The 23,040-nt window shown below is 67.8% G+C and carries 20 protein-coding genes; 13 read left to right on the top strand and 7 right to left on the bottom strand.

Features of this window, described 5'->3' with window-relative positions; genetic code table 11:
* Window positions 1–36 precede the first annotated feature (36 nt).
* The 5 genes from sucD (at window position 37) to LG306_RS01600 (ending at window position 6,947) form a co-directional block, all read left to right on the top strand.
* Entirely contained in the window at window positions 37–939 is a 903-nt protein-coding gene (gene sucD / locus LG306_RS01620) for a succinate--CoA ligase subunit alpha (protein WP_404417557.1), read from the top strand.
* A gap of 214 nt (window positions 940–1,153) precedes the next feature.
* A complete protein-coding gene (locus LG306_RS01615) occupies window positions 1,154–4,177 on the top strand; it encodes a 2-oxoglutarate dehydrogenase E1 component (protein WP_404417554.1) in 3,024 nt (1,007 codons plus the stop codon).
* Window positions 4,178–4,218: 41 nt separating this feature from the next.
* A complete protein-coding gene (gene odhB / locus LG306_RS01610; protein WP_404417551.1) occupies window positions 4,219–5,775 on the top strand; it encodes a 2-oxoglutarate dehydrogenase complex dihydrolipoyllysine-residue succinyltransferase in 1,557 nt (518 codons plus the stop codon).
* Window positions 5,776–5,831: 56 nt separating this feature from the next.
* Complete coding sequence (locus tag LG306_RS01605; protein WP_404417548.1) at window positions 5,832–6,443, top strand: glutathione S-transferase family protein; 612 nt, start codon at window positions 5,832–5,834, stop codon at window positions 6,441–6,443.
* 141 nt (window positions 6,444–6,584) lie between these two features.
* Window positions 6,585–6,947, top strand: coding sequence for a hypothetical protein (locus LG306_RS01600; protein WP_404417545.1), 363 nt, complete (start codon window positions 6,585–6,587; stop codon window positions 6,945–6,947).
* On the opposite strand, the gene prfA is transcribed toward LG306_RS01600, so the two are convergent.
* A complete protein-coding gene (gene prfA / locus LG306_RS01595; RefSeq protein WP_039245776.1) occupies window positions 6,948–8,015 on the bottom strand; it encodes a peptide chain release factor 1 in 1,068 nt (355 codons plus the stop codon). It abuts the gene before it with no gap.
* A 204-nt stretch (window positions 8,016–8,219) separates the two neighbouring features.
* Between prfA and LG306_RS01590 the strand changes: the two genes are divergently transcribed.
* From LG306_RS01590 to LG306_RS01580, 3 genes are read left to right on the top strand one after another with little or no spacing between them, the layout of a single operon-like run.
* Window positions 8,220–8,825 carry a response regulator gene (locus LG306_RS01590; protein WP_404417541.1) on the top strand — a complete coding sequence of 202 codons (606 nt, stop codon included), beginning with the start codon at window positions 8,220–8,222 and terminating at the stop codon, window positions 8,823–8,825.
* 57 nt (window positions 8,826–8,882) lie between these two features.
* The gene (locus LG306_RS01585; RefSeq protein ID WP_404417538.1) at window positions 8,883–9,323 is read left to right on the top strand and encodes an RrF2 family transcriptional regulator; all 441 of its coding nucleotides are present in this window, start codon (window positions 8,883–8,885) and stop codon (window positions 9,321–9,323) included.
* A 33-nt stretch (window positions 9,324–9,356) separates the two neighbouring features.
* A complete protein-coding gene (locus tag LG306_RS01580; protein ID WP_404417535.1) occupies window positions 9,357–10,133 on the top strand; it encodes a sulfite exporter TauE/SafE family protein in 777 nt (258 codons plus the stop codon).
* A gap of 62 nt (window positions 10,134–10,195) precedes the next feature.
* Here the strand turns inward: LG306_RS01580 and LG306_RS01575 are convergent, their stop codons facing one another.
* From LG306_RS01575 to LG306_RS01555, 5 genes are all read right to left on the bottom strand, one after another.
* Complete coding sequence (locus LG306_RS01575; RefSeq protein ID WP_404417532.1) at window positions 10,196–10,663, bottom strand: PEGA domain-containing protein; 468 nt, start codon at window positions 10,661–10,663, stop codon at window positions 10,196–10,198.
* 129 nt (window positions 10,664–10,792) lie between these two features.
* The gene (ispG, locus tag LG306_RS01570; RefSeq protein ID WP_404417529.1) at window positions 10,793–11,941 is read right to left on the bottom strand and encodes a flavodoxin-dependent (E)-4-hydroxy-3-methylbut-2-enyl-diphosphate synthase; all 1,149 of its coding nucleotides are present in this window, start codon (window positions 11,939–11,941) and stop codon (window positions 10,793–10,795) included.
* Window positions 11,942–11,989: 48 nt separating this feature from the next.
* The gene (locus LG306_RS01565) at window positions 11,990–13,081 is read right to left on the bottom strand and encodes a helix-turn-helix domain-containing protein (protein ID WP_404417526.1); all 1,092 of its coding nucleotides are present in this window, start codon (window positions 13,079–13,081) and stop codon (window positions 11,990–11,992) included.
* Window positions 13,082–13,207: 126 nt separating this feature from the next.
* Entirely contained in the window at window positions 13,208–15,466 is a 2,259-nt protein-coding gene (gene ptsP / locus LG306_RS01560; protein ID WP_369814640.1) for a phosphoenolpyruvate--protein phosphotransferase, read from the bottom strand.
* Between the two features lie 67 nt (window positions 15,467–15,533).
* Window positions 15,534–16,808, bottom strand: coding sequence for an aspartate kinase (locus LG306_RS01555; protein ID WP_404417522.1), 1,275 nt, complete (start codon window positions 16,806–16,808; stop codon window positions 15,534–15,536).
* A gap of 56 nt (window positions 16,809–16,864) precedes the next feature.
* Between LG306_RS01555 and ubiG the strand changes: the two genes are divergently transcribed.
* Complete coding sequence (gene ubiG, locus LG306_RS01550; RefSeq protein WP_404417519.1) at window positions 16,865–17,686, top strand: bifunctional 2-polyprenyl-6-hydroxyphenol methylase/3-demethylubiquinol 3-O-methyltransferase UbiG; 822 nt, start codon at window positions 16,865–16,867, stop codon at window positions 17,684–17,686.
* Between the two features lie 53 nt (window positions 17,687–17,739).
* On the opposite strand, the gene LG306_RS01545 is transcribed toward ubiG, so the two are convergent.
* Entirely contained in the window at window positions 17,740–19,791 is a 2,052-nt protein-coding gene (locus tag LG306_RS01545) for an OPT family oligopeptide transporter (RefSeq protein WP_404417516.1), read from the bottom strand.
* A 121-nt stretch (window positions 19,792–19,912) separates the two neighbouring features.
* Between LG306_RS01545 and mutM the strand changes: the two genes are divergently transcribed.
* Genes mutM through LG306_RS01525 form a run of 4 tightly spaced genes read left to right on the top strand, consistent with a single transcriptional unit; the run spans window position 19,913 to window position 23,037 of the window.
* Window positions 19,913–20,776, top strand: coding sequence for a bifunctional DNA-formamidopyrimidine glycosylase/DNA-(apurinic or apyrimidinic site) lyase (gene mutM, locus LG306_RS01540; RefSeq protein ID WP_404417513.1), 864 nt, complete (start codon window positions 19,913–19,915; stop codon window positions 20,774–20,776).
* A gap of 18 nt (window positions 20,777–20,794) precedes the next feature.
* A complete protein-coding gene (locus tag LG306_RS01535; RefSeq protein ID WP_055808804.1) occupies window positions 20,795–21,238 on the top strand; it encodes a hypothetical protein in 444 nt (147 codons plus the stop codon).
* A gap of 59 nt (window positions 21,239–21,297) precedes the next feature.
* On the top strand, window positions 21,298–22,086 hold the full coding sequence (locus LG306_RS01530) for an enoyl-CoA hydratase-related protein (protein WP_404417509.1): 789 nt from the start codon (window positions 21,298–21,300) through the stop codon (window positions 22,084–22,086).
* 51 nt (window positions 22,087–22,137) lie between these two features.
* A complete protein-coding gene (locus tag LG306_RS01525; protein WP_404417506.1) occupies window positions 22,138–23,037 on the top strand; it encodes an alpha/beta fold hydrolase in 900 nt (299 codons plus the stop codon).
* Window positions 23,038–23,040: the final 3 nt, after the last annotated feature.

The raw sequence follows: 23,040 nt of genomic DNA, 5'->3' as shown, positions 1-23,040 counted from the left end.
CGCCCCGCTGACACATCGAATTCAGAGCACAGACCCATGTCCATCCTCGTCGACAAGAACACCAAGATCATTGTCCAGGGCCTGACCGGCAAGACCGGCGGCTTCCACACCGAACAGGCCCTGGCCTATCACGGCACCCAGATGGTCGCCGGCGTGCACCCGTCCAAGGGCGGCACGAACTGGACCGGATCGCACGGTGAGAGCCTGCCGATCTACGCCTCTGTCGCCGAAGCCCGCGACGCCACGGGCGCCGACGCCTCGGTGATCTACGTCCCGCCGTCGGGCGCGGCCGCCGCGATCATTGAAGCCATCGACGCCGAAATCCCCTTCATCACCTGCATCACCGAGGGCATCCCGGTGATGGACATGGTCAAGGTCAAGCGTCGCCTGGAAGGCTCCAAGTCGCGCCTGCTGGGCCCGAACTGCCCCGGCATCCTGACGCCGGGCGAGTGCAAGATCGGCATCATGCCGGGCAATATCTTCAAGAAGGGCTCGGTCGGCATCGTGTCGCGTTCGGGCACCCTGACCTATGAAGCCGTGTTCCAGACCACCAACGAAGGCCTGGGCCAAACCACGGCCGTCGGCATCGGCGGCGACCCGGTCAAGGGCACCGAGTTCATCGACGTGCTGGAGCTGTTCCTGGCCGACGAGGAAACCACCTCGATTATCATGATCGGCGAAATCGGCGGCGGCGCGGAAGAAGACGCCGCCCAGTTCCTGATCGACGAAGCCAAGAAGGGCCGCAAGAAGCCGATGGCCGGCTTCATCGCGGGCCGTACCGCTCCGAAGGGCCGCACCATGGGCCACGCCGGCGCCGTCGTCTCGGGCGGCAAGGGCGATGCGGAATCCAAGATCGCGGCGATGGAAGCCGCCGGCATCCGCATGTCGGAATCGCCCGCGCGCCTCGGCAAGACCCTTGTCGAAGTCCTGAAGGGTTGATGCGCTCTGCTTGATCGCGTTTCGGCATCAAATATGCCGAGTGACGCATTGATGGACGCCCTCGGCTCAGGCCGGGGGCGTTTTTTCTTGGGCCTGCGACCAATTTCCTACCAAATTGCCCCGTTTCGGTCATGACCCGTCAGGAAACGACGCCTATATGACGGGCGCGCCCCTCACGGAGATGTGTCCGTCGGGGCCCAGGGATTGTGAAACGATGGCGGACGATGCCGGTCGGCTGAACCAGGTCTTTGCCGAGACCTCATTCCTCTACGGGTCCAATGCGGCCTATGTTGAGGAGCTTCAGGAGAAGTGGGCGAAAGACCCCGGCTCCGTCTCCGCCGAATGGAAAGCCTTCTTCGACCAGCTGCGCGACAACGCCGCGCTGGTGACCGCCTCGGCCGGAGCCGGCAGCTGGGGGCGCGGCGTGGCGACCGATCCGACGGAGGAGACCGGCGTCTTCGACGGCCGTTGGCCAGAATCCAAGATTGGGCCCAAGCCCGATCCCAAAAAGCCCGGCGCTGCGCCGGCTGCTGCGCCCAAGGTCGCGCCCGCCGACGTCTCGGCCGATGCGATCCGCGCCGCCGCCCACGATTCCATCCGCGCCCTGATGCTGATCCGCAGCTATCGCGTGCGCGGGCACCTTCAAGCCAAGCTGGACCCGCTGGGCATCGAGCAGCCGGTCGAGAACCCCGAGCTGACGCCCGAATTCTACGGCTTCAGCGGCGCCGATCTGGATCGTCCGATCTTCCTGGACGGCGTGCTCGGTCTTCAGACCGGCACGATCCGCGAAGTGCTGGAGATCTTGAAGCGCACCTACTGCGGCAATATCGGCATCCAGTTCATGCACATTGCTGAACCGGAAGAGAAATCCTGGCTGCAGCAGCGGTTCGAAGGCGCCGACAAGTTCGAGCAGAACGCCTTCTCCAAGGAAGGCAAGCTGGCCATCCTGTCCAAGCTGGTCGAGGCCGAAGGCTTCGAACGCTTCCTGCACAAGCGTTTCCCCGGCACCAAGCGGTTCGGTCTGGACGGCGGCGAGGCCATGGTCCCGGCGCTGGAGCAGGTCATAAAGCGCGGCGGTTCGCTGGGCGTCGACGAGGTCGTGCTGGGCATGGCCCACCGCGGGCGCCTGAACGTGCTCGCCGCCGTGATGGGCAAGCCCTACAAGGTCATCTTCCACGAGTTCCAGGGCGGCTCGGCCGTGCCGAGCGACATCGAAGGCTCGGGCGACGTCAAATATCACATGGGCGCCTCGTCGAACCGCGAGTTCGACGGCAACCACGTCCACCTGTCGCTGACCGCCAACCCGTCTCACCTCGAGATCGTCAACCCGGTCGTGCTGGGCAAGGCGCGCGCCAAACAGGCGTTCGACATTCGCGAGGCCAACGAGGGCGTGCCCGAGGGCCAGTGGGCGCTGGATCGTTCCAAGGTCGTGCCGCTGCTCATCCACGGCGACGCCGCCTTCGCCGGCCAGGGCGTTGTGGCCGAATGTTTCGCCCTGATGGGGCTGAAGGGCTATCGCACCGGCGGCACGCTGCACTTCGTCATCAACAACCAGATCGGCTTCACCACCAGCCCGCGCAACTCGCGCTCGTCACCCTATCCGTCGGATGTGGCCCTGATGGTCCAGGCGCCGATCTTCCACGTCAACGGCGACGACCCCGAAGCGGTCGTCTTCGCCGCCAAGGTGGCCACCGAATACCGCCAGAAGTTCCACAAGGACGTGGTGGTGGACATGTTCTGCTACCGCCGCTTCGGCCACAATGAAGGCGACGACCCCACCTTCACCCAGCCGCTGATGTATTCGAAGATCCGCGCCCAGCCCTCGACCCGCGAACTGTATTCGCAGCGTCTGGTCGCCGAAGGCGTGATCAGCCAGGCCGAGGTGGACGCCGAGGTCGAGCGGTTCGAGAAATTCCTCGACGAGCAGTTCGAGGCCGGCAAGACCTGGTCCGCCGAGAAGGCCGACTGGCTGGACGGCCAGTGGCAGGGCTTCCAGTCGCCCAAGGACGAGCTGCGCGGCGACACCGCCGTGCCGCTGGCCAAGCTGACCGACCTGGGCCACCGCCTGACCACGATCCCCAACAGCGTCGACATGCACAAGACGCTGAAGCGCGTCATCGATGGTCGCCGCGAAGCCATCACCTCGGGCCAGGGCCTGGACTGGGCCACGGCCGAGAGCCTGGCCTTCGCCAGCCTGGTCGATGAAGGTTTCCCGATCCGTCTGTCGGGTCAGGATTCGGTGCGCGGCACCTTCTCGCAGCGTCACTCGGGCATCATCGATCAGACGACCGAAGAGCGCTACATCCCGCTGAACAACCTGCGCGAAGGCCAGGCCAATTTCGAAGTCATCGACTCAGCCCTGTCTGAGGAGGCGGTGCTGGGCTTCGAGTACGGCTATTCGCTGGCCGACCCCAATACGCTGGTCATGTGGGAGGCCCAGTTCGGCGACTTCGTGAACGGCGCCCAGGTGGTGATCGACCAGTTCATCTCTTCGGGCGAACGCAAGTGGCTGCGCATGAGCGGCCTGACCATGCTGCTGCCGCACGGCTATGAAGGCCAGGGACCGGAACACTCCTCGGCCCGTCTTGAGCGCTTCCTGCAACAATGCGCCGAAGACAATATGCAGGTCGCCAACTGCACCACCCCGGCCAACTACTTCCACATCCTGCGTCGCCAGATGCACCGGCCGTTCCGCAAGCCGCTGATCCTGATGACGCCCAAGTCGCTGCTGCGTCACAAGAAGGCGGTCTCGTCCATGGCGGACCTGGCGGAGGGCTCGGCCTTCCACCGCGTCCTGCACGACGACGCCCAGACGCGGCCGGAGATCGCCGGCATCACGATCAAGGCGGACAAGGACATCCGCCGCGTCATCCTGTGCTCAGGCAAGGTCTATTACGACCTGCTGGACGCGCGTGAGAAGAAGGCCAAGGACGGCCAGGCGGTGGACGACGTCTACATCCTGCGTCTGGAGCAGTTCTATCCGTGGCCGATCCAGTCGCTGCGCAAGGAACTGGCCCGCTTCCCCAACGCCGAACTGGTCTGGTGCCAGGAAGAGCCGAAGAACATGGGCGGCTGGACCTTCGTGGATCCGTGGCTGGAGCTGACGCTGGACAAGCTGGACGTGAAGGCCAAGCGCGCCCGCTACGTCGGCCGCCCCGGCTCGGCCTCGACCGCCGCCGGTCTGATGAGCCGGCACCTGAAGGAACTCGAAGCCTTCACGACCGAAGCCTTCGCCTGATACACGTATAAAAGACCGACTAGAGACGAGCTGGACCTGACATGGCCGACATCCTGACCCCCGCCCTCGGTGAATCCGTCACCGAAGCCACCATCGCAAAGTGGACCAAGAAGGTCGGTGATCCGGTCAAGAAGGACGAACTGCTGGTCGAGCTGGAGACCGACAAGGTCTCGCTGGAAGTCGTCTCGCCCGCCGACGGCGTGCTGGGCGACATCAAGGCGGCCGAGGGCGACAACGTCGTTCCCGGCACGGTCCTGGGTTCGGTGACGGAAGGCGCGTCCGCCGGCGCTGCTCCGGCCGCTGCGCCCGCCGCTGCCCCGGCCAAGGCCGCCAAGGCTGACGCCAAGGCCGCGCCGGCCGCCGCTGCTCCGGCCGCCGCCGCTGCGATCGACATCACCGTGCCGGTCATGGGCGAGAGCGTCGCCGAGGGCTCGATGGGCAAGTGGGTCAAGAAGAACGGCGATGCGGTCAAGAAGGACGAACTGCTGGTCGAGATCGAGACCGACAAGGTCGCGGTCGAGGTGTCGGCCCCGGCTGACGGCGTTCTGACCATCGCCGCCGACGAAGGCGCGACCGTCACTCCGGGCCAGAAGATCGGCTCAATCTCAGGATCGGGCTCGGGTTCGGGCGCCGCCGCTTCGGCTCCCGCCGCAGCCGCTCCGGCGCCTGCCGCCGCCCCGGCCAACACCGGCTCGGCCCAGGTCTCGGCCGCCAAGAATGAAACCCTGTCGCCCGCCGTTCAGCGCGTGGTCGGCGAGAACAATCTGGATCCCAAGTCCATCAACGCCACGGGACCGAAGGGCAACATCACCAAGGCCGACGCCATCGCCGCCATCGGCCAGGCCTCGGCTCCGGCCCCTGCCGCCGCCGCAGCGCCCGCCGCGCCGCGCGCCGACCAGCCTCGTGAGGAGCGGGTGAAGATGACGCGCCTGCGTCAGACCATCGCCCGTCGCCTCAAGGAATCGCAGAACACGGCCGCCCAGCTGACCACCTTCAACGAGGTGGACATGACCAACGTCATGGCCCTGCGCGCCCAGTACAAGGACGCGTTCGAAAAGCGCCACGGCGTGAAGCTGGGCTTCATGTCCTTCTTCACCAAGGCCGTCGTCGCGGCCCTGCATGAGATCCCGGCCGTCAACGCCGAGATCGACGGCACGGACATCATCTACAAGAACCACTATGACATCGGCGTCGCCGTCGGCACCGACAAGGGTCTGGTGGTGCCTGTGCTCCGCGATGCGGATGCCCTGTCGCTCGCCGGCATCGAAAAGGGCATCGGCGCCCTGGGCAAGGCCGCGCGTGACGGCTCGCTGACCATGGATCAGATGCAGGGCGGCACCTTCACCATCACCAACGGCGGCACCTACGGCTCGCTGATGTCGACGCCGATCCTGAACGCGCCGCAGTCGGGCATCCTGGGGATGCACAACATCGTCCAGCGCCCGATGGCCATCAACGGCGAGGTCAAGATCCGCCCGATGATGTATCTGGCCCTCAGCTACGATCACCGCATCGTCGACGGCAAGGAAGCCGTGACTTTCCTGGTCCGGGTCAAGGAACTGCTGGAAGATCCGGCGCGGGCCCTGCTGGACCTCTGATTTCCTGAAAGGCGGCGATGATCTCGCCGCCTTTTTCTTTGCTGCGAGGCGCGACCATGCTGACCCTCTACGCCGCGACCGGATCCTGCAGCCGGGCCAGCCATATCGCGCTGGAAGAGTCGGGGCTGGCCTATGAGGTTCGTCTGGTCGATTTCGCCAGGGCCGAGCAGCGCGAGCCGGCCTATCTGGCGATCAATCCCAAGGGGCGCGTTCCTGCGCTCGCGACCGATCAGGGCGTCCTGACCGAGAGCCCGGCCATTTTGGCGCACATCGCCGCCCTGTCGCCGCTCGGCCTGTTGGCGCCGACCGACCCCTTCGCCTTTGCGCGGATGCAGTCGTTCAACCTCTATCTGGCCACCACCGTCCACGTCGCCCACGCCCACGGTCGCCGCGCCGCGCGCTGGAGCGACGATGCCGCCGCTCAGGCGTCGATGGCGGCCAAGGTCACGCAGAACATGCGCGACGGCTTCGCCCTGATCGAGGCGGACCTGACCGGCGAATGGGCGATGGGCGACGCCTATACGGTCGCGGACCCCTATCTGTTCACCTTCGCCGGCTGGCTGGAAAGCGACGGCGTGGATATCGCCGCGTTCCCACGCGTCCAGGCGCATTTCGAGCGCATGAAGGCGCGTCCGGCGGTACAGCGCGCCCTGGCCGCCAAAGCTTAGCGGGCGCGCTCGCAGACCAACGGTTGTGTCTAATTTGCGCCGGTCGTTAACGATCCGAATCGGCGTCGCATTTTCCCTGATTACAACCGCAGAAAATGGCGCCTTATTTCGGACATGGAGTGGGCGGCGCGCGCGATAGGGATGTTCTACGTCTTGGGCGGACTGATGCTTTTGTATCAGGCCTGGCTCAACTGGCGTCTGCAACGGGCCTTGTCCGGCGTCATCGCCGTTCCCGCAGACGATCAGATCGCAGACGGCGTGATCGCCGTGGGCGGTGTGGTGGTCCTGATGTCGGGCGTCGCGCTGGCGGCGCTCAGCGCCTGGGCCGTGGTCGCCTTCCTCGCCGGTTGGGCGATCCAGGCCGCCTATCTGCTGTGGGTCAACCGCGCCGATCTCGACAGCCCCCTGGCCAGCGGCCGGTTGAAGTCGGTGCACGCCTTCGCCGGCTACACCGCCGTCACCGCCGTGGTGCTGTGGCTGCCGCTGACCGGCGTCCTGGGCTGATCAGCCGAACTCGGCTTCCAGATCGGCCAGACGCGCCGCCTGATCCTCGGCGATCAGGGCGTTCAGCAGCGGATCGATGTCGCCTTCCATGATCTGGGGCAGGCTGTGCAGGGTCAGGTTGATGCGGTGATCGCTGACCCGCCCTTGCGGATAGTTGTAGGTGCGGATCCGTTCCGACCGGTCGCCCGAACCGACCTGGGACTTGCGGCTGTCCGAGCGGGCCAGGTCCTTGGCCTGGCGCTGCATGTCGTACAGGCGCACGCGCAGGTTCTTCATCGCCTTGTCGCGATTGACGTGCTGGGACTTCTCCGACGACGTCACCATGATGCCGGTGGGCAGGTGGGTGATGCGCACGGCGGAATCGGTCGTATTGACGTGCTGCCCGCCCGAACCCGACGCGCGGAAGGTGTCGATGCGGATGTCCTTGTCGTGGATTTCGATCTCCACGTCCTCGACCTCGGGCAGGACCGCCACCGTCGCCGCGGAGGTGTGGATGCGCCCCTGCGACTCGGTCGTCGGCACGCGCTGGACCCGGTGAACGCCGCTCTCGAACTTCAGGCGGCCGAACACGCCCTCGCCCGTCACCGTGGCGATGATTTCCTTATAACCGCCAGCGTCGCCTTCGGTGGCCGAATCCAGCTCGATCCGCCAGCCGCGCGAGGCGGCGTAGCGCGAATACATGCGGAACAGGTCGCCCGCGAACAGGGCCGCCTCGTCCCCGCCAGTGCCGGCGCGCACTTCCAGCACGGCCGAGGCATTCTCGTCGGCGTCGCGCGGGGCCAGCAGCAGGGCGACCTCGCGTTCCAGCTCGGGCAGCCTGTCGGTCAGCGCCCGCAGCTCTTCCTCAGCCATCGCCGCCATTTCGGGATCGGCCGTCATGGCCTCCAGGTCCGCCATTTCGGCGCGCGCGCGAGCCAGGCCCTGGACCGCATCGACAACGGGCTTCAGCTCGGCGTGCTCCTTGGACAGCCGCACGATCTCGGCGCCGTCGGTCGCCGAACCCATGCGCGCCTCCACCTCGTGGAAACGGTCGAGCACCTGATCGAGACGGGCCTGGGGCAGTCGCAAGAGGGAAATGTCCTGAGAAAAAGCGGAGCGCCGTCCTTACCCGCCGGGGGGCGTTGTGTCGATTGCAAGCCGTGTGTGGGCGTGGGCCGGCGCCGGCGCCGCGCTTGTGATCGGCGATAACGGCGGGGTCACGATGGCGTCAGTCGCGGTGACGCGAGCCGTTCGAACCCTTAGTTGAGGCCACCCAGCCGTCAGGAGGACGCCATGTTCGATCGCCCGCCCCCGTCGCAGCCGAACTCCGCCGAGGTCGCCGAAAGCGTCGATCGCCTGTGCCGCCTGTACGACAGCCGTCTGGCCGAGACCGGCGGCGACCTGTCGCCCGACGACGCGCGCGAACTGAAGGCCATGGCCGCCATCTATGATCTGAACACCGACCGCCCCTCGACCGAGGTCTGGCGCGACCTTCGCGCCGTGGTCACGCGTCAGGCGCCGCTTGACGCCAAGCCGCCGACCGGGGTCGAGGCCCTGACCCTGCTGGTGGTCGAGGACGATCCCGACGCCGCCGCCTCCCTGACCGAACTGCTGACGGAGGCGGGCCACAATGTCGTCGGCCCGTTCCACAGCGCCGCCGCCGCCGAGGCCGCCGCTGCGCTGCACAGCATCGATGCGGCGCTGCTGGACATCAATCTGTCGAGCGAGATGACCGGGGTGCAACTGGCCCGCGTCCTGACCGACCGCTGGGCCATGCGGGTCATCTTCATTTCCGGCGATGTGGCCGCCGCAGCGAAGAATGCGGACATGGCCGAGGCCCTGGTGCTGAAACCCTACAACGGCGCGCAGATTCTGGAGGCGGTGGCGCGCCTCGCCTGAGGGTCGGATCGAGTTCCCCCAGCTTGCGTCGGCGGCTCAGCCGGGCGATCACGGATCATGCTGTCGAACCGGTCCCGCTATGCTCTGCGCGCCATGGTGCATCTGGCCGGTCTGCCGAACGGCGGTCCCGCGACCATCGCCGAGATCGCCGAGGCGGCGGCGGCTCCGCGAAAGTTCCTGGAGGCCATCCTGCTGGATCTGCGCCGTCAGGGTCTGCTGGCCTCGAAGCGGGGCAGGGCGGGCGGCTATGCGCTGGGCGCGCCCGCCGACGCCATCAGCTTCGCTGACGTCATTCGCGCGCTGGAAGGACCGCTGGCCCTCGCGCCCTGCGCCTCGCGTACCGCCTATGGCCCGTGCGAGACCTGCCCGGATGTCGAGACCTGTCCTTTACAGCCTGTGCTTCAGGACGGGCGCGACGCCATCGCCGCCGTCTTCGAGGCGCGAACCCTTCTGCAAGCCGCCGTCACTTCTTCTCCTATTGACCGACTAGGGAAATAGCCCGCACCGTTCGCCCCTATTCCAGAGGCCGTCATGCAAGATTTCCTGCTCTTCCTCGCCGTCGGATTTCTGGCCCAGATCGTGGATGGGGCGCTGGGCATGGCTTATGGCGTGATTTCGTCTACCGTCCTGCTGTCGTTCGGCGTGCCGCCCGCAACCGCGTCGGCCAGCGTCCACGCCGCCGAGGTCTTCACCACGGCGGCCTCGGCCGGCTCGCATACGGTCAACAAGAATGTGAACTGGAAGCTGTTCGTGCCGCTGGCGCTCGGCGGCGTCGTCGGCGGTGGGCTCGGCGCCTTCGTCCTGACCAGCATCGACGGCGATCTGCTGAAGCCCTTCATCACCACCTATCTGGCCATCATGGGCGTGGTGATCATCTGGCGGGCAACGCGTCAGACGCGCGAGCGGATTTTCCCGCGCAAGTTCGCCGGCCCCCTGGGTCTGGTGGGCGGCTTCTTCGACGCCATCGGCGGCGGCGGCTGGGGACCGACGGTCACCACCACCCTGGTCGGCACGGGCCAGGATCCGCGCGTGTCGATCGGCACCACCAATACGGCGGAGTTCTTCGTCACCTCCGCCATTTCCGCGACCTTCCTGGTCGCCCTTCTGACCGGGCATTGGCGGGAGGCCGAGGGCTTCTCCACCCACGCCATGGCGGTGCTGGGCCTGGTGGTGGGCGGCCTGATCGCGGCGCCCCTGGCCGGCGTCATCGCCCGCATCGCCCCGCGCCGCGTTCTGACCTACGGCGTCGGCGCCGTGGTGCTGCTGTCCGCCGGCTATCAGGCCCTGCGGCTGTTCAAGGTGATCTGAAACGAAAAACGGCGGCGGGTTCGCACCCGCCGCCGTGTCACGTTCAATCGCAGGGTCTTCGGCTATTGACCGCCCGGCGCGCCGGTGGTCGGGGCCGGAGTGCGGGCCGCGGCCGCCTCTTCGGCCGGCGTGCGCAGGGTGACGACCAAAGGATTGGGCTTCAGGTCGTTCATGGCGCCGGACGTGGCGTCGATGGCCCCGCCGATGATGCCGCCGACCAGAATATTGCCGGCCATGGCCGTTCCGCCGGCGCCGGAAACGCTGCTGGTGATCTCGTGCGTCTGCGAGACATAGCCTTCCTTGGCGACCGTGATGCGGAAGCCGTCCTTGCGCGGCATGCGGAAGGTGCAAGGCGTCGCCTGGCATTCGAAGCCGTTCGACGTGCTGACCTGAGCGCCGGGTGGCGTGCTTTCGACGGTGAATTGCTGGCTGGAGCCGCGCGTGACGGTTGCGCAGGCAGGCAGCGAAAGCGCTACGCCGGCAAGCGCGAGTACACGCACGCCAAGGCGTGCGGCGTTTTTGGAAATCATGGGCCCCTCAGTGGATTAACGGGACGGCCCCCCGGCCGAACCTGACACACAGGTCGCACGCAGACCCGCGGACGTCAATCACAGGTTTGTGACGCTTGCCCGGTTTCTGCAACCAGAGCGGAGTGACCGCTACTCCGCCGCCTGAAGCTCCGCCGCGCGTGCGGCGTCCAGTTCGGCGGCCTTCTGTTCGACCAGGTCGACGATGTGGTCGATCATGCCGTCGTTGGCCTGTTTGTGGGCGATCTTGCCGTTCAGATAGATCATGCCCGCGCCCTTGCCGCCGCCGGTGAAGCCGATGTCGGTATAGAGGGCCTCGCCCGGTCCGTTCACGACGCAGCCGATCACCGACAGGCTCATCGGCGTCGAGATATGGGCCAGCTTCTCTTCCAGCACCGCCACCGTCTCGATGACGTTGAAGCCCTGACGCGCGCAGGACGGGCAGGCGATGATGTTGACGCCACGGTGGCGCAGGCCCAGCGACTTCAGGATGTCGAAGCCGACCTTGATCTCCTCGACCGGATCGGCGGCCAGGGACACGCGGATGGTGTCGCCGATCCCCGCCCACAACATCGACCCCAGGCCGATGGCGGACTTGATGGTGCCGGTGCGCAACGGCCCGGCCTCCGTCACGCCCAGGTGCAGGGGGCAGTCGATCGCCTCGGCCAACTGTTGATAGGCGGCGACGGTCAGGAAGGGGTCGGACGCCTTCACCGAAATTTTGAACTCGTGGAAGTCGTGGTCCTGCAGGATGCGGGCGTGGTTCAGCGCGCTCTCGACCATGGCGTCGGGGCAGGGCTCGCCGTATTTTTCCAGCAGTTCCTTTTCCAGCGAGCCGGCGTTGACGCCGATCCGCATCGAGCAGCCATTGTCCTTGGCCGCCTGGATCACGTCGCGGACGCGGTCGGCCGAACCGATGTTGCCCGGATTGATGCGCAGGCAGGCGGCGCCCGCCTCGGCGGCCTCGATGCCGCGCTTGTAGTGGAAGTGGATGTCGGCGACCAAGGGAACCTTGGCCTCGCGCACGATGGTCCTGAAGGCGGCGGTCGATTCCACGTCGGGGCAGGAGACGCGCACGATGTCGGCGCCGGCCTCTTCCAACTGACGGATCTGGTCGATGGTCGCCGCCGCGTCCGTCGTCGGCGTATTGGTCATCGACTGGACGCTGATCGGGGCGTCGCCGCCCACCAGGACGGAGCCGACGCGGATCTGGCGGCTCTTGCGACGCTCGATGTGGCGCCAGGGTCGGACGTGGCCAAGATGGGTAGTGCTGTCGCTCATGGGAGCATCATATAGGCCGATGATGACGGCGGGACCACGGCCGACGTGTCAGTTCGGCGCAGGGGCGGGTGAAGAGGGCGCCGGCGCGGGGGAAGGCGTCGCGGCTGCCTGTGTCCGGGCCTGGGCGGCCTGAGCCTGAGCCTGAGCGCGCGCCTGGCTGGCGGCCAGCGCCTTGGCCGCCTGATCCGCGCGACTGTTCAACTGCGCCAGCGGCGTCAGCACGCCGGCCAGGGGTCCGCCGTACTCGCCGTTCAGGAAGACGTCGAAGGCGGCCGGGTCCGACACGTCCACCGTCGCCGCCACGCCGATGGGCGCGCGCCAGGCCTCGCCCGGCGCCATCTGGCGCGCGAACAGGGCCTGACCGTCGCCCAGCCGCACGACCAGGGCGCCGGCCGTCTTGGCCTGGATCACCACCATCGAGGCGTTGGCCGAGGCGCCATAGACGGCTCCGCGCGGGTTGAACGCCTTCTGCCCTGGCTCCGGATTGGCGGCGGCGGCGATCACGGCCGGATCGGTCGGATCGACCCCGGTCAGTTCGGCCTCCAGCCCCGGCGTGATGTAGAGGGCCGGCGTCGTCTGGTCGGGCGGCGCCGACATGGGCGCGCTGAGCGCGACCTGCGGATCCGGATCGGCCGCCCCGGTCCATGTCTTTGGCACGGCGGCGATATCGGACGGATGGGCGGTCCGGTGCAGGCTGGCGCGCTGGAACACGTTCCAGCCGATGACGGCGACCACCACGGCGGCGATGCCGGCGACGATGCGCGGCGAATGGCGTTTCACGTCCTCGAAGGCGATGCCGATGGGCGCCTTCAGCGGCACGGAGGTGTCCGGGCTCTCGCGCTTGAATCGCTCGACGGCGGTCTGTTCGTCGAGCGAAAGGGCCGAGGCGTAGGCCCTTACATAGCCCAGGGCGAAGACGCGCGAGGGCAGGGATGACCAGTCGTTCTGCTCCAGGGCGGTCAGGAACCGGCGATGCACCTTGGTCTCTGCGGCCAGTTCGGCCGGCGACTTTCCCGACCGCTCGCGGGCGGCCCGAAAGCCGTCGCCCAGGGTCGCGGCGTCGACGAAGGCGGCCGTCGGATCCGGCCGGTCCGCAATGCTTTCGATCGCCTCGGGGGCGACCCCCGCATTCAGCGTCATGACGCCTGACCCCATGTCCGGGAAACACAGCGCCGACGCGCCGTTCACAGGGCCCGAGATAGACGATTGCGCGTCGCCCAGCAACGCCGCGCGTGCGTCCAGACACCTGCTTCCGGACCCCTGCGATCAGACGGCGACGTTCAGCTTGCGCGCCAGGGATTCGATCTCGTTTCGGACCGAGCCGGTGGACAAGTTCAGCAGATTGGCCATGCCGCGCCGCGCCGCGTTCAGGTCCGCCGACAGGATCATCCGCTTGACCGGCCCGACACCGCCCGCCGGCGCCGACAGTCGGGTGAAGCCCAGCACGATCAGGGCGAAGGCCTCCAGCGGCCGTCCCGCCAGTTCGCCGCAGATCGAGACCGGCGTGCCGGTGTCGGCGCAGGCCTTCTGGATGGTCTGGAGCGCCCGCAGGGTCGGCGGCGACAGCGGGTCGTAGCGATCCGAAACCAGTGGATTGGTCCGGTCGGCCGCGTACATGTACTGGAACAGGTCGTTGGTGCCGATGGAGACGAAATCCGTCAGCGGCAGCAGGGCGTCCAGATGCCACAACAAGGACGGGCATTCGACCATCGCCCCGACGCGCAGCAGGGCGGGCAAGGCGCGCCCGCGACGCCGCGCCCAGGCGCATTCGATATCCACCAGCTCGCGCGCGGCCCGGAACTCGTCCACCGTGGCGATCATCGGGAACATGACGCGCAGCTCGCGCCCGGCCCCCGCCGCCAGCAGCGCCCGAAGCTGCATTCGCAGCAGCGACGGCCGATCCAGACCCAAACGGATGGCGCGACGGCCCAGCGCTGGATTCTCTTCGCGCTCGGCCTCAAGATACGGCAGGACCTTGTCGCCGCCGATATCCAGGGTGCGGAAGGTGACGGGTTTGTCGCCCGCCGCGTCCAGCACCAGCTTGTAGAGCGCCGTCTGGGCGTCCAGCCGGGGCAGTTCGTCCGAGACCATGAATTGAAACTCGGTGCGGAACAGGCCGATGCCCTCGGCGCCGGTCTCGATCATGTTTTCCAGATCGACCGCCAGGCCGGCATTGGTCAGGACCGTGATCCGCTGCCCGTCCAGGGTCACGGCCGGCACGTCGCGCAGCTGGGCGAACTCGGCCTGACGCTGTTCGCGCACGGCCATGCGCGACTGCACGGCCTCCAGCATGTCGGGGCGGGGGCGCAGATAGGTCTCGCCGGTCTCGCCGTCGGCGATGACCATGTCGCCTTCCGACAGCCGGTCGCGCAGGCCCATCAGACGACCGACGCACGGGATCTGCAGCGCGCGGGCGACGATCGCGGCGTGGCTGGCGGCCGAGCCCTCTTCCAGCAACAGCCCCTTCAGCTTGTCGCGCGGATATTCCAGCAGGTCGGCAGGACCCAGGTTTCGCGCCACCAGAATGGCGTCGTCGGGCAGTTCGCGCTCGCCCGGCTTGTCGCCCGCCAGCACCCGCAGCAGCCGGTTAGCCAGGTCCTCGAAGTCGTGCAGTCGTTCGCGGATATAGGGGTCGCGCGCCTGGGCGAAGCGGGCGCGGTGTTCGTTCCTGACCCGGTCCACCGCCGCCTCGGCCGTCAGACCGTTCCTCACCGCCTCCTCCAGCGACCGGTTCCAGCCCCGGTCGTCGGCGAACATCCGATAGGTTTCCAGCACCTCGAACGACGGACCGGCCAAGCCCTGGCCCTTGTCCAGCATGACGTCCAGGCCGCTCTTCAGCGTGGCCAGCGCCAGCTTCAGCCGCGCCTCCTCCATCGCCGGGTCGTCGGATAGCAGGCGTTCGGGCGCCAGCGGCGCCTCGTGCAGAACCACATGACCGAAGGCCAGGCCGTCGGCGAACTTCTGGCCCTTCAGCCGCTCGGGCCGGTGCGGCGCCAGCTCCACGTCGCGCAACTCGTCCAGCGCCAGCAGTTCGCCCGACGACACCGTCTCGGACAGGACCATGGCGATGGTCTGGATGTCCTCGACCTCTTCCTCGTCATAGCGCCGCTCGGTGCGGTTCTGGACGACCAGGACCCCGATGGCCCGACCGCCGCGCAGCAGCGGGGCGCCCAGGAAGGCGTGATAGGGGTCTTCGCCCGTCTCGGGGCGATAGGAGAAGGACGGGTGCGACGGGGCGTCCGACAGGCTGATGGGCTGGGCCATCCGCGCCACTTCGCCGACCAGGCCCTCGCCGGGCCGCAGCCGGGTGTTGTGCACGGCGTCGGGGTTCAGACCCTCGGTGGCGAACAGCTCGAGCTCGCCTGACGCGCGACGCAGATAGATGGAGCAGACCTCGGCGACCATCGACCGGGCGATGATCTTGACGACCATGTTCAGCCGGTCCTGCGCCGGCGTCGCGCCCGCGCCGGCCCCGCCCAGAGCCTCGCGGATCTGGCGCAGTAGGATCCGGGGTCCTCTGGTCATCGCGCCGCCTGCCGGCATCATGTCTCCCGCGCCTCTTTCGTGGATATAGGCGCCCTGTTCAGATCACCTATACTGCGTCCAGACCATAGGCCGAATGCAGGGCGCGCACGGCGAGCTCGGCGTAGGCGGCGTCGATCAGCACGCTGATCTTGATCTCGGAGGTCGAGATCGCCTGGAACTTCACGCCCTTGTCGGCCAGGGCCTTGAACATGGTCTGGGCGACGCCCGCATGGCTGCGCATGCCCACGCCGACGACCGAAACCTTGGCCACGTCCTCGTCGACGCGGATTTCCTCGAAGCCGAGCTGCTCCTTGGCGGCGGTCATCAGCTCGGCGGCGCGCACGGCGTCGCGACGGCCGGTCGTGAAGGTCAGGTTGACCGTTCCGGCGGTGCGCGACTGGCTCTGCACGATCATGTCGACGTTGACGTTGGCCTCGGCCAGGCGCGTGAAGACGTCGGCGGGCGCGTCCACCCGGTCTGACAGGCCCAGCAGGGTGATGCGGGCCTCGTCACGGCTCATGGTCACACCGGACACGATACGTTTTTCCACGATCTCCTCCTCGTCGCAGATCAGGGTTCCACCCTTGTCGGGCATGACGCCATTCGCGTCGGGTTCGATAAAGCTTGAAAGGACGCGGACCGGCACCTGTTTGGCCATGGCCAGCTCGACCGAGCGGGTCTGCAGCACCTTGGCGCCCAGGGACGCCATTTCCAGCATCTCTTCGTAGGACACCTTGGCCAGTCGGCGCGCGCGGCTCTCGATGCGCGGGTCGGTCGTATAGACGCCGTCCACGTCGGTATAGATGTCGCAGGGGCAGCCCAAGGCCGCCGCCACGGCGACCGCCGAGGTGTCCGAACCGCCGCGCCCCAAGGTTGTGATCTTGCCGTCCGCCGTCACGCCCTGGAAGCCGGGCACGATGGCGATCTCGCCAGCGTCGACGGCGGCGCCCAGCTTCTCGCCGGGGATGTCGATGATGCGGGCGCGGGCGTGGGCGTCGTCGGTCAGGATCGGCACCTGCCAGCCCATCCACGAGCGCGCGTTGAAGCCCATGTTGCGCAGGGTCGCGGCCAACAGGCCCGAGGTCACCTGCTCGCCCGAGGCGACCACCACATCATATTCGTCGTCGCTGAGCGGCAGGCCTGCAGCGGCCGGTCCGGCGCCGTCGGTCCAGGCGACCAGTTCATTGGTCTTGCCCGCCATGGCGGAGACGACGACGGCGACCTGTTTGCCCGCCGAGACTTCGGCCGCGACGATCCGCGCTGCACGGCGAATGCGTTCGAGGTCGCCCATCGAGGTGCCGCCGAACTTCATCACCAGTCGTGTCGTATCGGGCCGCGTCATCGTGGCGTTCCGCCCCCTGCTTGCGTGAAAGGGCGCGAAGGTTCATCCCTCGCGTCATGACCGCTTCTAACGGCGCCGCTCCGTCTCGCCTACCCCAACAGGGGCATGGTTTTTCGCAAAATTCGTCCGAAACGGCGTTCGGCGCATCGATCGACCCCGCCGACGTGGCGCGCTTCTCGGCCCAGGCGGCCGAATGGTGGGACGCGCAAGGGCCGTTCGCGCCGCTGCACCGCTTCAATCCAGCGCGGCTGGCGTTGATCCGCGACCAGCTTTGCACGCGGCTGGGCCGCAATCCCAAGGCGCGGGCGCCCTTCGAAGGTCTGACCCTGCTGGACGTGGGATGCGGCGGCGGACTGATCGCCGAGCCGATGCGGCGGATGGGCTTTGACGTCACCGCCATCGACGCCTCGTCCGAAAACATCGGCACGGCCCGCGCCCACGCCGACATGGTCGGCCTGGATATCGCCTATCGCGCCGCCACGGTCGAACAGATCGAGGCGGAAGGGGCGGGGCCGTTCGACGTGGTCCTGACGATGGAGGTGATCGAACACGTCGCCGATCCCGAAGCTTTCGTGCGCGCCTGTTCGCGCCTGGTCCGGCCGGGCGGGGTGATGATGGTCGCCACCCTGAACCGCACGCTGAAGTCGCTGGCCTTGGGCAAGGTGGCGGCGGAATACCTCCTGCGCTGGGTTCCGGCCGGCACCCACGACTGGCGCCAGTTCCTGAAGCCCGACGAGATCCGGTCGATGCTGGCCGCCGAGCCGGTGACGGTCGAAGGCCCCTACGGCCTGAACTACGACCCGTTGCACGACCGCTGGAGCCAGACCGACGACGCGGGCATCAACTATATGATGGTCGCGACGCGGAGCGCCGTCTGAAATGCAAAAGGCCGCCCCGAAGGGCGGCCTTTCTTTCTGATTGGGCTTGGCACCTAAACTTTCGAAGCCCGGCTGCGCGTCCAGGCGTACAGGCCGAACACCGCGACGGCGAAGCCGACGATGCCCGCCAGCATGGCCGGCCAGGCCGAGCCTTCGGGCAGCATGGCGAAGGGCGCGTCGTCCTTGGTCGCCACGATCACCCCGGCGGTGAAGACGCCGAACAGGCTTTCGCCGACGATCAGGCCCGAGGCCAGCAGCACGCCCATTCGCCGCGCCACGTCGGCGTAGCGGGTGGATGAGACCGCCTTGTCGTAGATCCAGCCGGCGACGGCGCCGATGACCAGCATGGTGGTGACCGCAGCCGGCAGATAGAAGCCGATGCCGACGGCCAGCGGCGGCAGCTTGACCTTGCCCTTGCTCGCCTTCGACACGACCGCGTCCAGCACGATGATGACCACGCCGATCGCCGCGCCCAGACCGATCAGGTCCCAACGCAGGTCGCCGCCGATGACGCCGCGCGCCAGGGCCGAGATCAGGGTCGCCTGGGGCGCCGCCAGGGTCTTGGCGCCTTCCACGATGGCGGGCGGGCCGCCTTCGAAGCCGAAGGCCTGGTTCAGCAGGTTCAGGATGAAGGGGATCACCAGGGCGCCGGCGCCGACGCCGACGATCAGCGCGACCTGCTGGCGCCACGGCGTGGCCTCGACCAACTGGCCGGTCTTCAGGTCCTGAAGGTTGTCATTGGCGATGACGGCGACGGCGAAGACCACCGCCGTCACGATCAGGGCGAAGGCGATGATCGACGGATCGGCCGGCACGCCCGCGACGGCCATGACGCCCAGCATCAGCAGGGAGGCGATGACGATGGCCAGGATGCCGACGCCCGACACGGGGCTGTTCGACGAACCGATCAAACCGGCCATGTACCCGCAGATGGCCGCCACGGCGAAGCCGATCAGCACCACATAGACCAGGCCGCCGATCACCAGGAGCGGCGTCGATCCCGCCAGGGCCGGGGCGCTCTGGGCGAACCAGGCCAGGAGGCCGGCGATGCCGACCAGGCAGGCGACCGAAACGCCGCCCACCAATTTGATGGGCAAATCCTGTTCGGTGCGCTCAAGCACTTCGCCGTGGGCGCGTTTGGCGTTGGCGGCCAGCGCCGAGGTCAGGCCGCCGATCAGCGGACCGGCCAGTTTGATCAGGGTCCAGATGGCGGCGACGCCGATGACGCCCGCGCCCATGAACCGCACTTCGCGCGCCCAAACGGTGGTCGCCAGCTCCTCGGCCGGCGCGCCGGCGGGCAGGGTCGAGGCGATCGACGGAATGCCGTGCGCCGTCAGCCAGGCGATGGTGTCCGGGCTGGTCAAGATCGGTACGGCGATGGCCCAGGCCAGCACCAGGCCGAAAAGCTGCGCCAGACCGACCGTCAGGCCGATCAGATGCCCGGCGCCCAGCAGGGCGAACTGCATGCCGAAGCCCATGCCCGTGGCCCCGCCACCCAGCGCGGCGGGCAGCTTGAAGAACTTGGCCGCCTCGCCCGCAAAGACCCGACCCGCGACCAGCAGGGCGTAGCCGGCCGAGACGACGGCGCCGGCGACCACGACCCACAGGCCCGACTTGTTCTCGCGCACCGCGCTTTCGGTCTGTTCGGCTCCGCGCGACCCGACCTTCAGCACCTCGGCGGCGGCGACGCCTTCGGGGTAGGGCAGGCCGCCGTTGACGACCAGCGCCCGGCGCAGCGGGATCGAGAAGGTCACGCCCAGCACGCCGCCCAGAATGCAGATCGCCACCGACTGCCAGAACGGAAACTCCAGCCACCAGCCGATCATCACCAGGCCCGGCAGGACGAAGATGATCGAGCTCATGGCCCCGCCGACCGAGGCCACGGTCTGGACGGTCATATTCTCCCAGATGGTCGAGGTGCGGAACGCCCGCAGCACCGCCATCGAGATCACCGCCGCCGGAATGGCCGAGGCGAAGGTCAGGCCGACCAGCAGGCCCAGATAGGTGTTGGCGGCGGTGAAGATCACCGCCAGCAGGCAGCCCAGCACCAGGGCGCGGAGCGTCAGTTCAAGCCGGCCCTTGGGGGCGGCGGCGGCGTCTGTCATATGCGAGGTCCCACGTTTGCGCGGACGTAAGCGCATTCTGTCGCAGGCGGCAACTGGTCGCGGTCAGTTGCGGGCGCCCCCGCCGCTTGGCCCCGCGACCCGGACGGGCTAGGACCGGCCCATGCCCGAACTTCCCGAGGTCGAAACCGTCCGACGCGGCCTGACGCCGGTGCTTGAGGGCGCGCGGCTGTCGCGGGTCCGGATCAACCGGCCCGACCTGCGATTTCCCTTCCCCGAGCGTTTCGTCGAACGGCTGGAGGGGGCGACGGTCCTGCGGATCGACCGGCGGGCCAAATATCTGCTGATGCCGTTGTCCTCCGGCGAGACCTGGATCACCCATCTGGGCATGACCGGCCGCTTCACCCTGGACGGAACCCTGCTGGGCGAGTTCGAGGAGGCCGCGCCCATCGCCGGCAAGCACGAACATTTCAGCGGCTGCGCCATCCGCGATGGGGGGGCGACCCGCATCGGATACGCCGACGCGCGCCGGTTCGGCTTCATGGGCCTGATCCCCAGCGATCAGATCGAAACCCATCGCTGGTTCGCCGGCCTGGGGCCCGAACCGCTGGGCAACGGCTTTTCCGGCGCCCATCTGGTCGAGGCCTTCGCGGGCAAGAAACAGAACATCAAGGTCAGCCTGCTGGACCAGCGGATCGTCGCCGGCCTGGGCAACATCTATGTCTGCGAGGCCCTGTACCGCGCCCGCATCTCGCCGATTGTCGCGGCCGGATCGGTGTCGAAGGCGCGGCTGGAGCGTCTGGCGACCGAGGTCCGCAACGTCCTGAACGACGCCATCGCGGCGGGCGGCTCGACCCTGCGCGACTTCGCCAACGCCGAGGGCGGCCAGGGCTATTTCCAGCACCGCTTCGACGTCTACGGCCGCGAGGGCGAGCCTTGCCGTGGTGAGAAATGCACCGGCGTGGTCGCCCGCATCGTCCAGGGCGGCCGCTCCACCTTCTACTGCCCCTCCTGCCAGAGGCGATAAGCCTTCGAGGTTCGACCCATGCGCAAAATTCACCTGTGGATCAGTCTGATCGTCGGCGTCCTGGTCTGGGGCGCCTATTTCGTCCACTTCGTCCAAGGCTTGCGCGACGGCGACCTCGGCGACCTGATCTGGTGGTTCGTCGCCGCCCTGGTCGTCGCCGCCGTCGCCGAGGCCGCCGCCACCGGCCTGATCGCCCGGTTGTTCCGCCGCCGCGCCCGCGTGCTGGACGAGGGGCCGACGCTTCAGGCGGCGTTGAAGGCGGGTCATGTCGCCCTGATGCTGCTGGTCGGCCTGGTCCTGATCTCGGCGCTGATGCTCGCCCTGTCATCGGTCTTCGGCTGGACGCTGGACCTGTCGGGCGCGCGGGGTCAGGTGATCGCCGCCAATCTGCTGCTGGGCATGGTGGTCGTGGTCGAACTGTTCCGCGCCGCCCTGACCCTGGCCCTGATGCCCCGACGGTAGCGCCTGCGCTAGCGGGGCCCGCCTCGCGCCTGTATGACCGCCGTCAAAGGAGACCGACCATGGCCGACGCCTATTCCAACCTGCTGATCGAACGCCACGCCGACGGCTATGCGGTGGTGACCCTGAACCGGCCCGAGGCGCTGAACGCCCTGAACGCGGCCCTGTTCAAGGATCTGGCCGACTTCCTCGACAGCGTCGAACAGGACGACAGCGTGCGTTGCCTGATCCTGACCGGCTCGGGCGAAAAGGCCTTCGCCGCCGGCGCCGACATCAAGGAGATGGCGGACCAGACCTACGCCCAGATGTACACGGGCAACTATTTCGCCCTCGGCCACGACCGCATCACCCGGTTCAGAAAGCCGATCATCGCCGCGGTCAACGGCTTCGCTCTCGGCGGCGGCTGCGAACTGGCCATGCTGTGCGATTTCATCGTCGCCTCGGACAAGGCGAAGTTCGGCCAGCCCGAGATCAACCTGGGCGTCGCGCCGGGCATCGGCGGCTCGCAGCGCCTGACCCGTCTGGTGGGCAAGTCCAAGGCCATGGACATGGTCCTGACCGCCCGGATGATGGATGCGGCCGAGGCCGAGCGCGCCGGCCTTGCCTCGCGTGTCTTCCCGCACGACACCCTGCTGGATGAAACCCGAAAGATCGCCGCCAAGATCGCCTCGCAAAGCCCGCTGGCGATCATGGCCAACAAGGAGATGGTCAACGCCGCGCTGGAGACGACCTTGACCCAGGGCGTCCAGTTCGAACGCCGCCTGTTCCACTCCCTGTTCGCCTTCGAGGACCAGAAGGAGGGCATGTCCGCCTTCGTCGAAAAGCGCAAACCCGAGTTCAAGGGGCGATAGGTCGCACGCACGCGTCAACCGATCGCCGTGATCGGGCGTTAGGGGCGGATGATGATCCGCCTTTTCGCCTCGCTCCTTGCGACCCTGTTCGTCCTCGCCCCGATCGGCGTGCAAGCCCAATCCCAGACCCAAGCTCAGGTTCCCGCCTTCAGCTCCAGCCGCATCATCGTCGAGACGCGCGGGCGGGGGCCGGACATCATCTTCATCCCCGGCCTGGGCTCGACCGGCTCGGCCTGGCGATCGACGGCGGATCGGCTGGATGACCGCTACCGGGTGCATCTGGTCACCCTGCGCGGCTTTGGCGAGACCCAGATCGGCGACAATGTCAGCGGCGGTCTGGCGGGCCCCGCCGCCAGCGAGATCGAACGCTACATCCGCGAGCAGCGCATCGACCGTCCCGCCGTGATCGGCCATTCGCTGGGCGGCCAGATCGCCCTGCGCGTCGCCGCCGATATGGGCGACCGGATCGGCCGCGTCATGGTGGTCGATTCCTCGCCCTTCTTCCCGTCCCTGATCGACGCGCGCACCACATCCGATCAGGTCGAGCCCCTGGCCCGGCTGGGCTATCAGGCCCTGCTCCTGTTCGGCGATCAGGCGCTGAAGTCCCAGGTCGCGGCATTCGGCGTCGACATGGGTCTGGCCGGCGACATGGTGTTCCAGGGGCTGGGGCTTCAGGGCGGCGACCGACGCGTTCTGGCCCAGGGTCTGTATGAGGCCCTGACCGTCGATCTGCGGCCCCGCTTGTCCGAGATCACCGCCCCGGTCACCGTCGTCTATGGCTGGACCCGCGATCCCGACGCGCCTCGCAACCGGCTGGAGGGCCTGTATCGCTACGGCTTCCAAGGCCTGCCGCGCACGGCCCGGTTCGAGCGGATCGAAGGCGCCGAACACCAGGTGATGATGCAGCAGCCGCAGCGGTTTCTGGCGGCGGTGCAGCGGTTCTTGAGCTGACGC

This window comes from Brevundimonas vesicularis, assembly GCF_044807075.1.
Taxonomy (GTDB): Bacteria; Pseudomonadota; Alphaproteobacteria; order Caulobacterales; family Caulobacteraceae; genus Brevundimonas; species Brevundimonas vesicularis_G.
The sequence above is the reverse complement of the archived record's forward strand: the minus strand, read 5'-3'. Positions and strand labels throughout refer to the sequence as shown.

Coding starts and splice junctions, on each gene's coding strand:
- LG306_RS01565 (WP_404417526.1), bottom strand. CDS start 13,081: ATGACGCTGAATGCGGGGGTCGCCCCCGAGGCGATCGAAAGCATTGCG.
- LG306_RS01615 (WP_404417554.1), top strand. CDS start 1,154: ATGGCGGACGATGCCGGTCGGCTGAACCAGGTCTTTGCCGAGACCTCA.
- LG306_RS01580 (WP_404417535.1), top strand. CDS start 9,357: ATGCAAGATTTCCTGCTCTTCCTCGCCGTCGGATTTCTGGCCCAGATC.
- sucD (WP_404417557.1), top strand. CDS start 37: ATGTCCATCCTCGTCGACAAGAACACCAAGATCATTGTCCAGGGCCTG.
- ubiG (WP_404417519.1), top strand. CDS start 16,865: ATGACCGCTTCTAACGGCGCCGCTCCGTCTCGCCTACCCCAACAGGGG.
- mutM (WP_404417513.1), top strand. CDS start 19,913: ATGCCCGAACTTCCCGAGGTCGAAACCGTCCGACGCGGCCTGACGCCG.
- LG306_RS01555 (WP_404417522.1), bottom strand. CDS start 16,808: ATGACGCGGCCCGATACGACACGACTGGTGATGAAGTTCGGCGGCACC.
- LG306_RS01545 (WP_404417516.1), bottom strand. CDS start 19,791: ATGACAGACGCCGCCGCCGCCCCCAAGGGCCGGCTTGAACTGACGCTC.
- LG306_RS01585 (WP_404417538.1), top strand. CDS start 8,883: ATGCTGTCGAACCGGTCCCGCTATGCTCTGCGCGCCATGGTGCATCTG.
- LG306_RS01525 (WP_404417506.1), top strand. CDS start 22,138: ATGATCCGCCTTTTCGCCTCGCTCCTTGCGACCCTGTTCGTCCTCGCC.
- LG306_RS01600 (WP_404417545.1), top strand. CDS start 6,585: ATGTTCTACGTCTTGGGCGGACTGATGCTTTTGTATCAGGCCTGGCTC.
- LG306_RS01590 (WP_404417541.1), top strand. CDS start 8,220: ATGTTCGATCGCCCGCCCCCGTCGCAGCCGAACTCCGCCGAGGTCGCC.
- LG306_RS01575 (WP_404417532.1), bottom strand. CDS start 10,663: ATGATTTCCAAAAACGCCGCACGCCTTGGCGTGCGTGTACTCGCGCTT.
- ispG (WP_404417529.1), bottom strand. CDS start 11,941: ATGAGCGACAGCACTACCCATCTTGGCCACGTCCGACCCTGGCGCCAC.
- LG306_RS01605 (WP_404417548.1), top strand. CDS start 5,832: ATGCTGACCCTCTACGCCGCGACCGGATCCTGCAGCCGGGCCAGCCAT.
- odhB (WP_404417551.1), top strand. CDS start 4,219: ATGGCCGACATCCTGACCCCCGCCCTCGGTGAATCCGTCACCGAAGCC.
- LG306_RS01535 (WP_055808804.1), top strand. CDS start 20,795: ATGCGCAAAATTCACCTGTGGATCAGTCTGATCGTCGGCGTCCTGGTC.
- LG306_RS01530 (WP_404417509.1), top strand. CDS start 21,298: ATGGCCGACGCCTATTCCAACCTGCTGATCGAACGCCACGCCGACGGC.
- ptsP (WP_369814640.1), bottom strand. CDS start 15,466: ATGACCAGAGGACCCCGGATCCTACTGCGCCAGATCCGCGAGGCTCTG.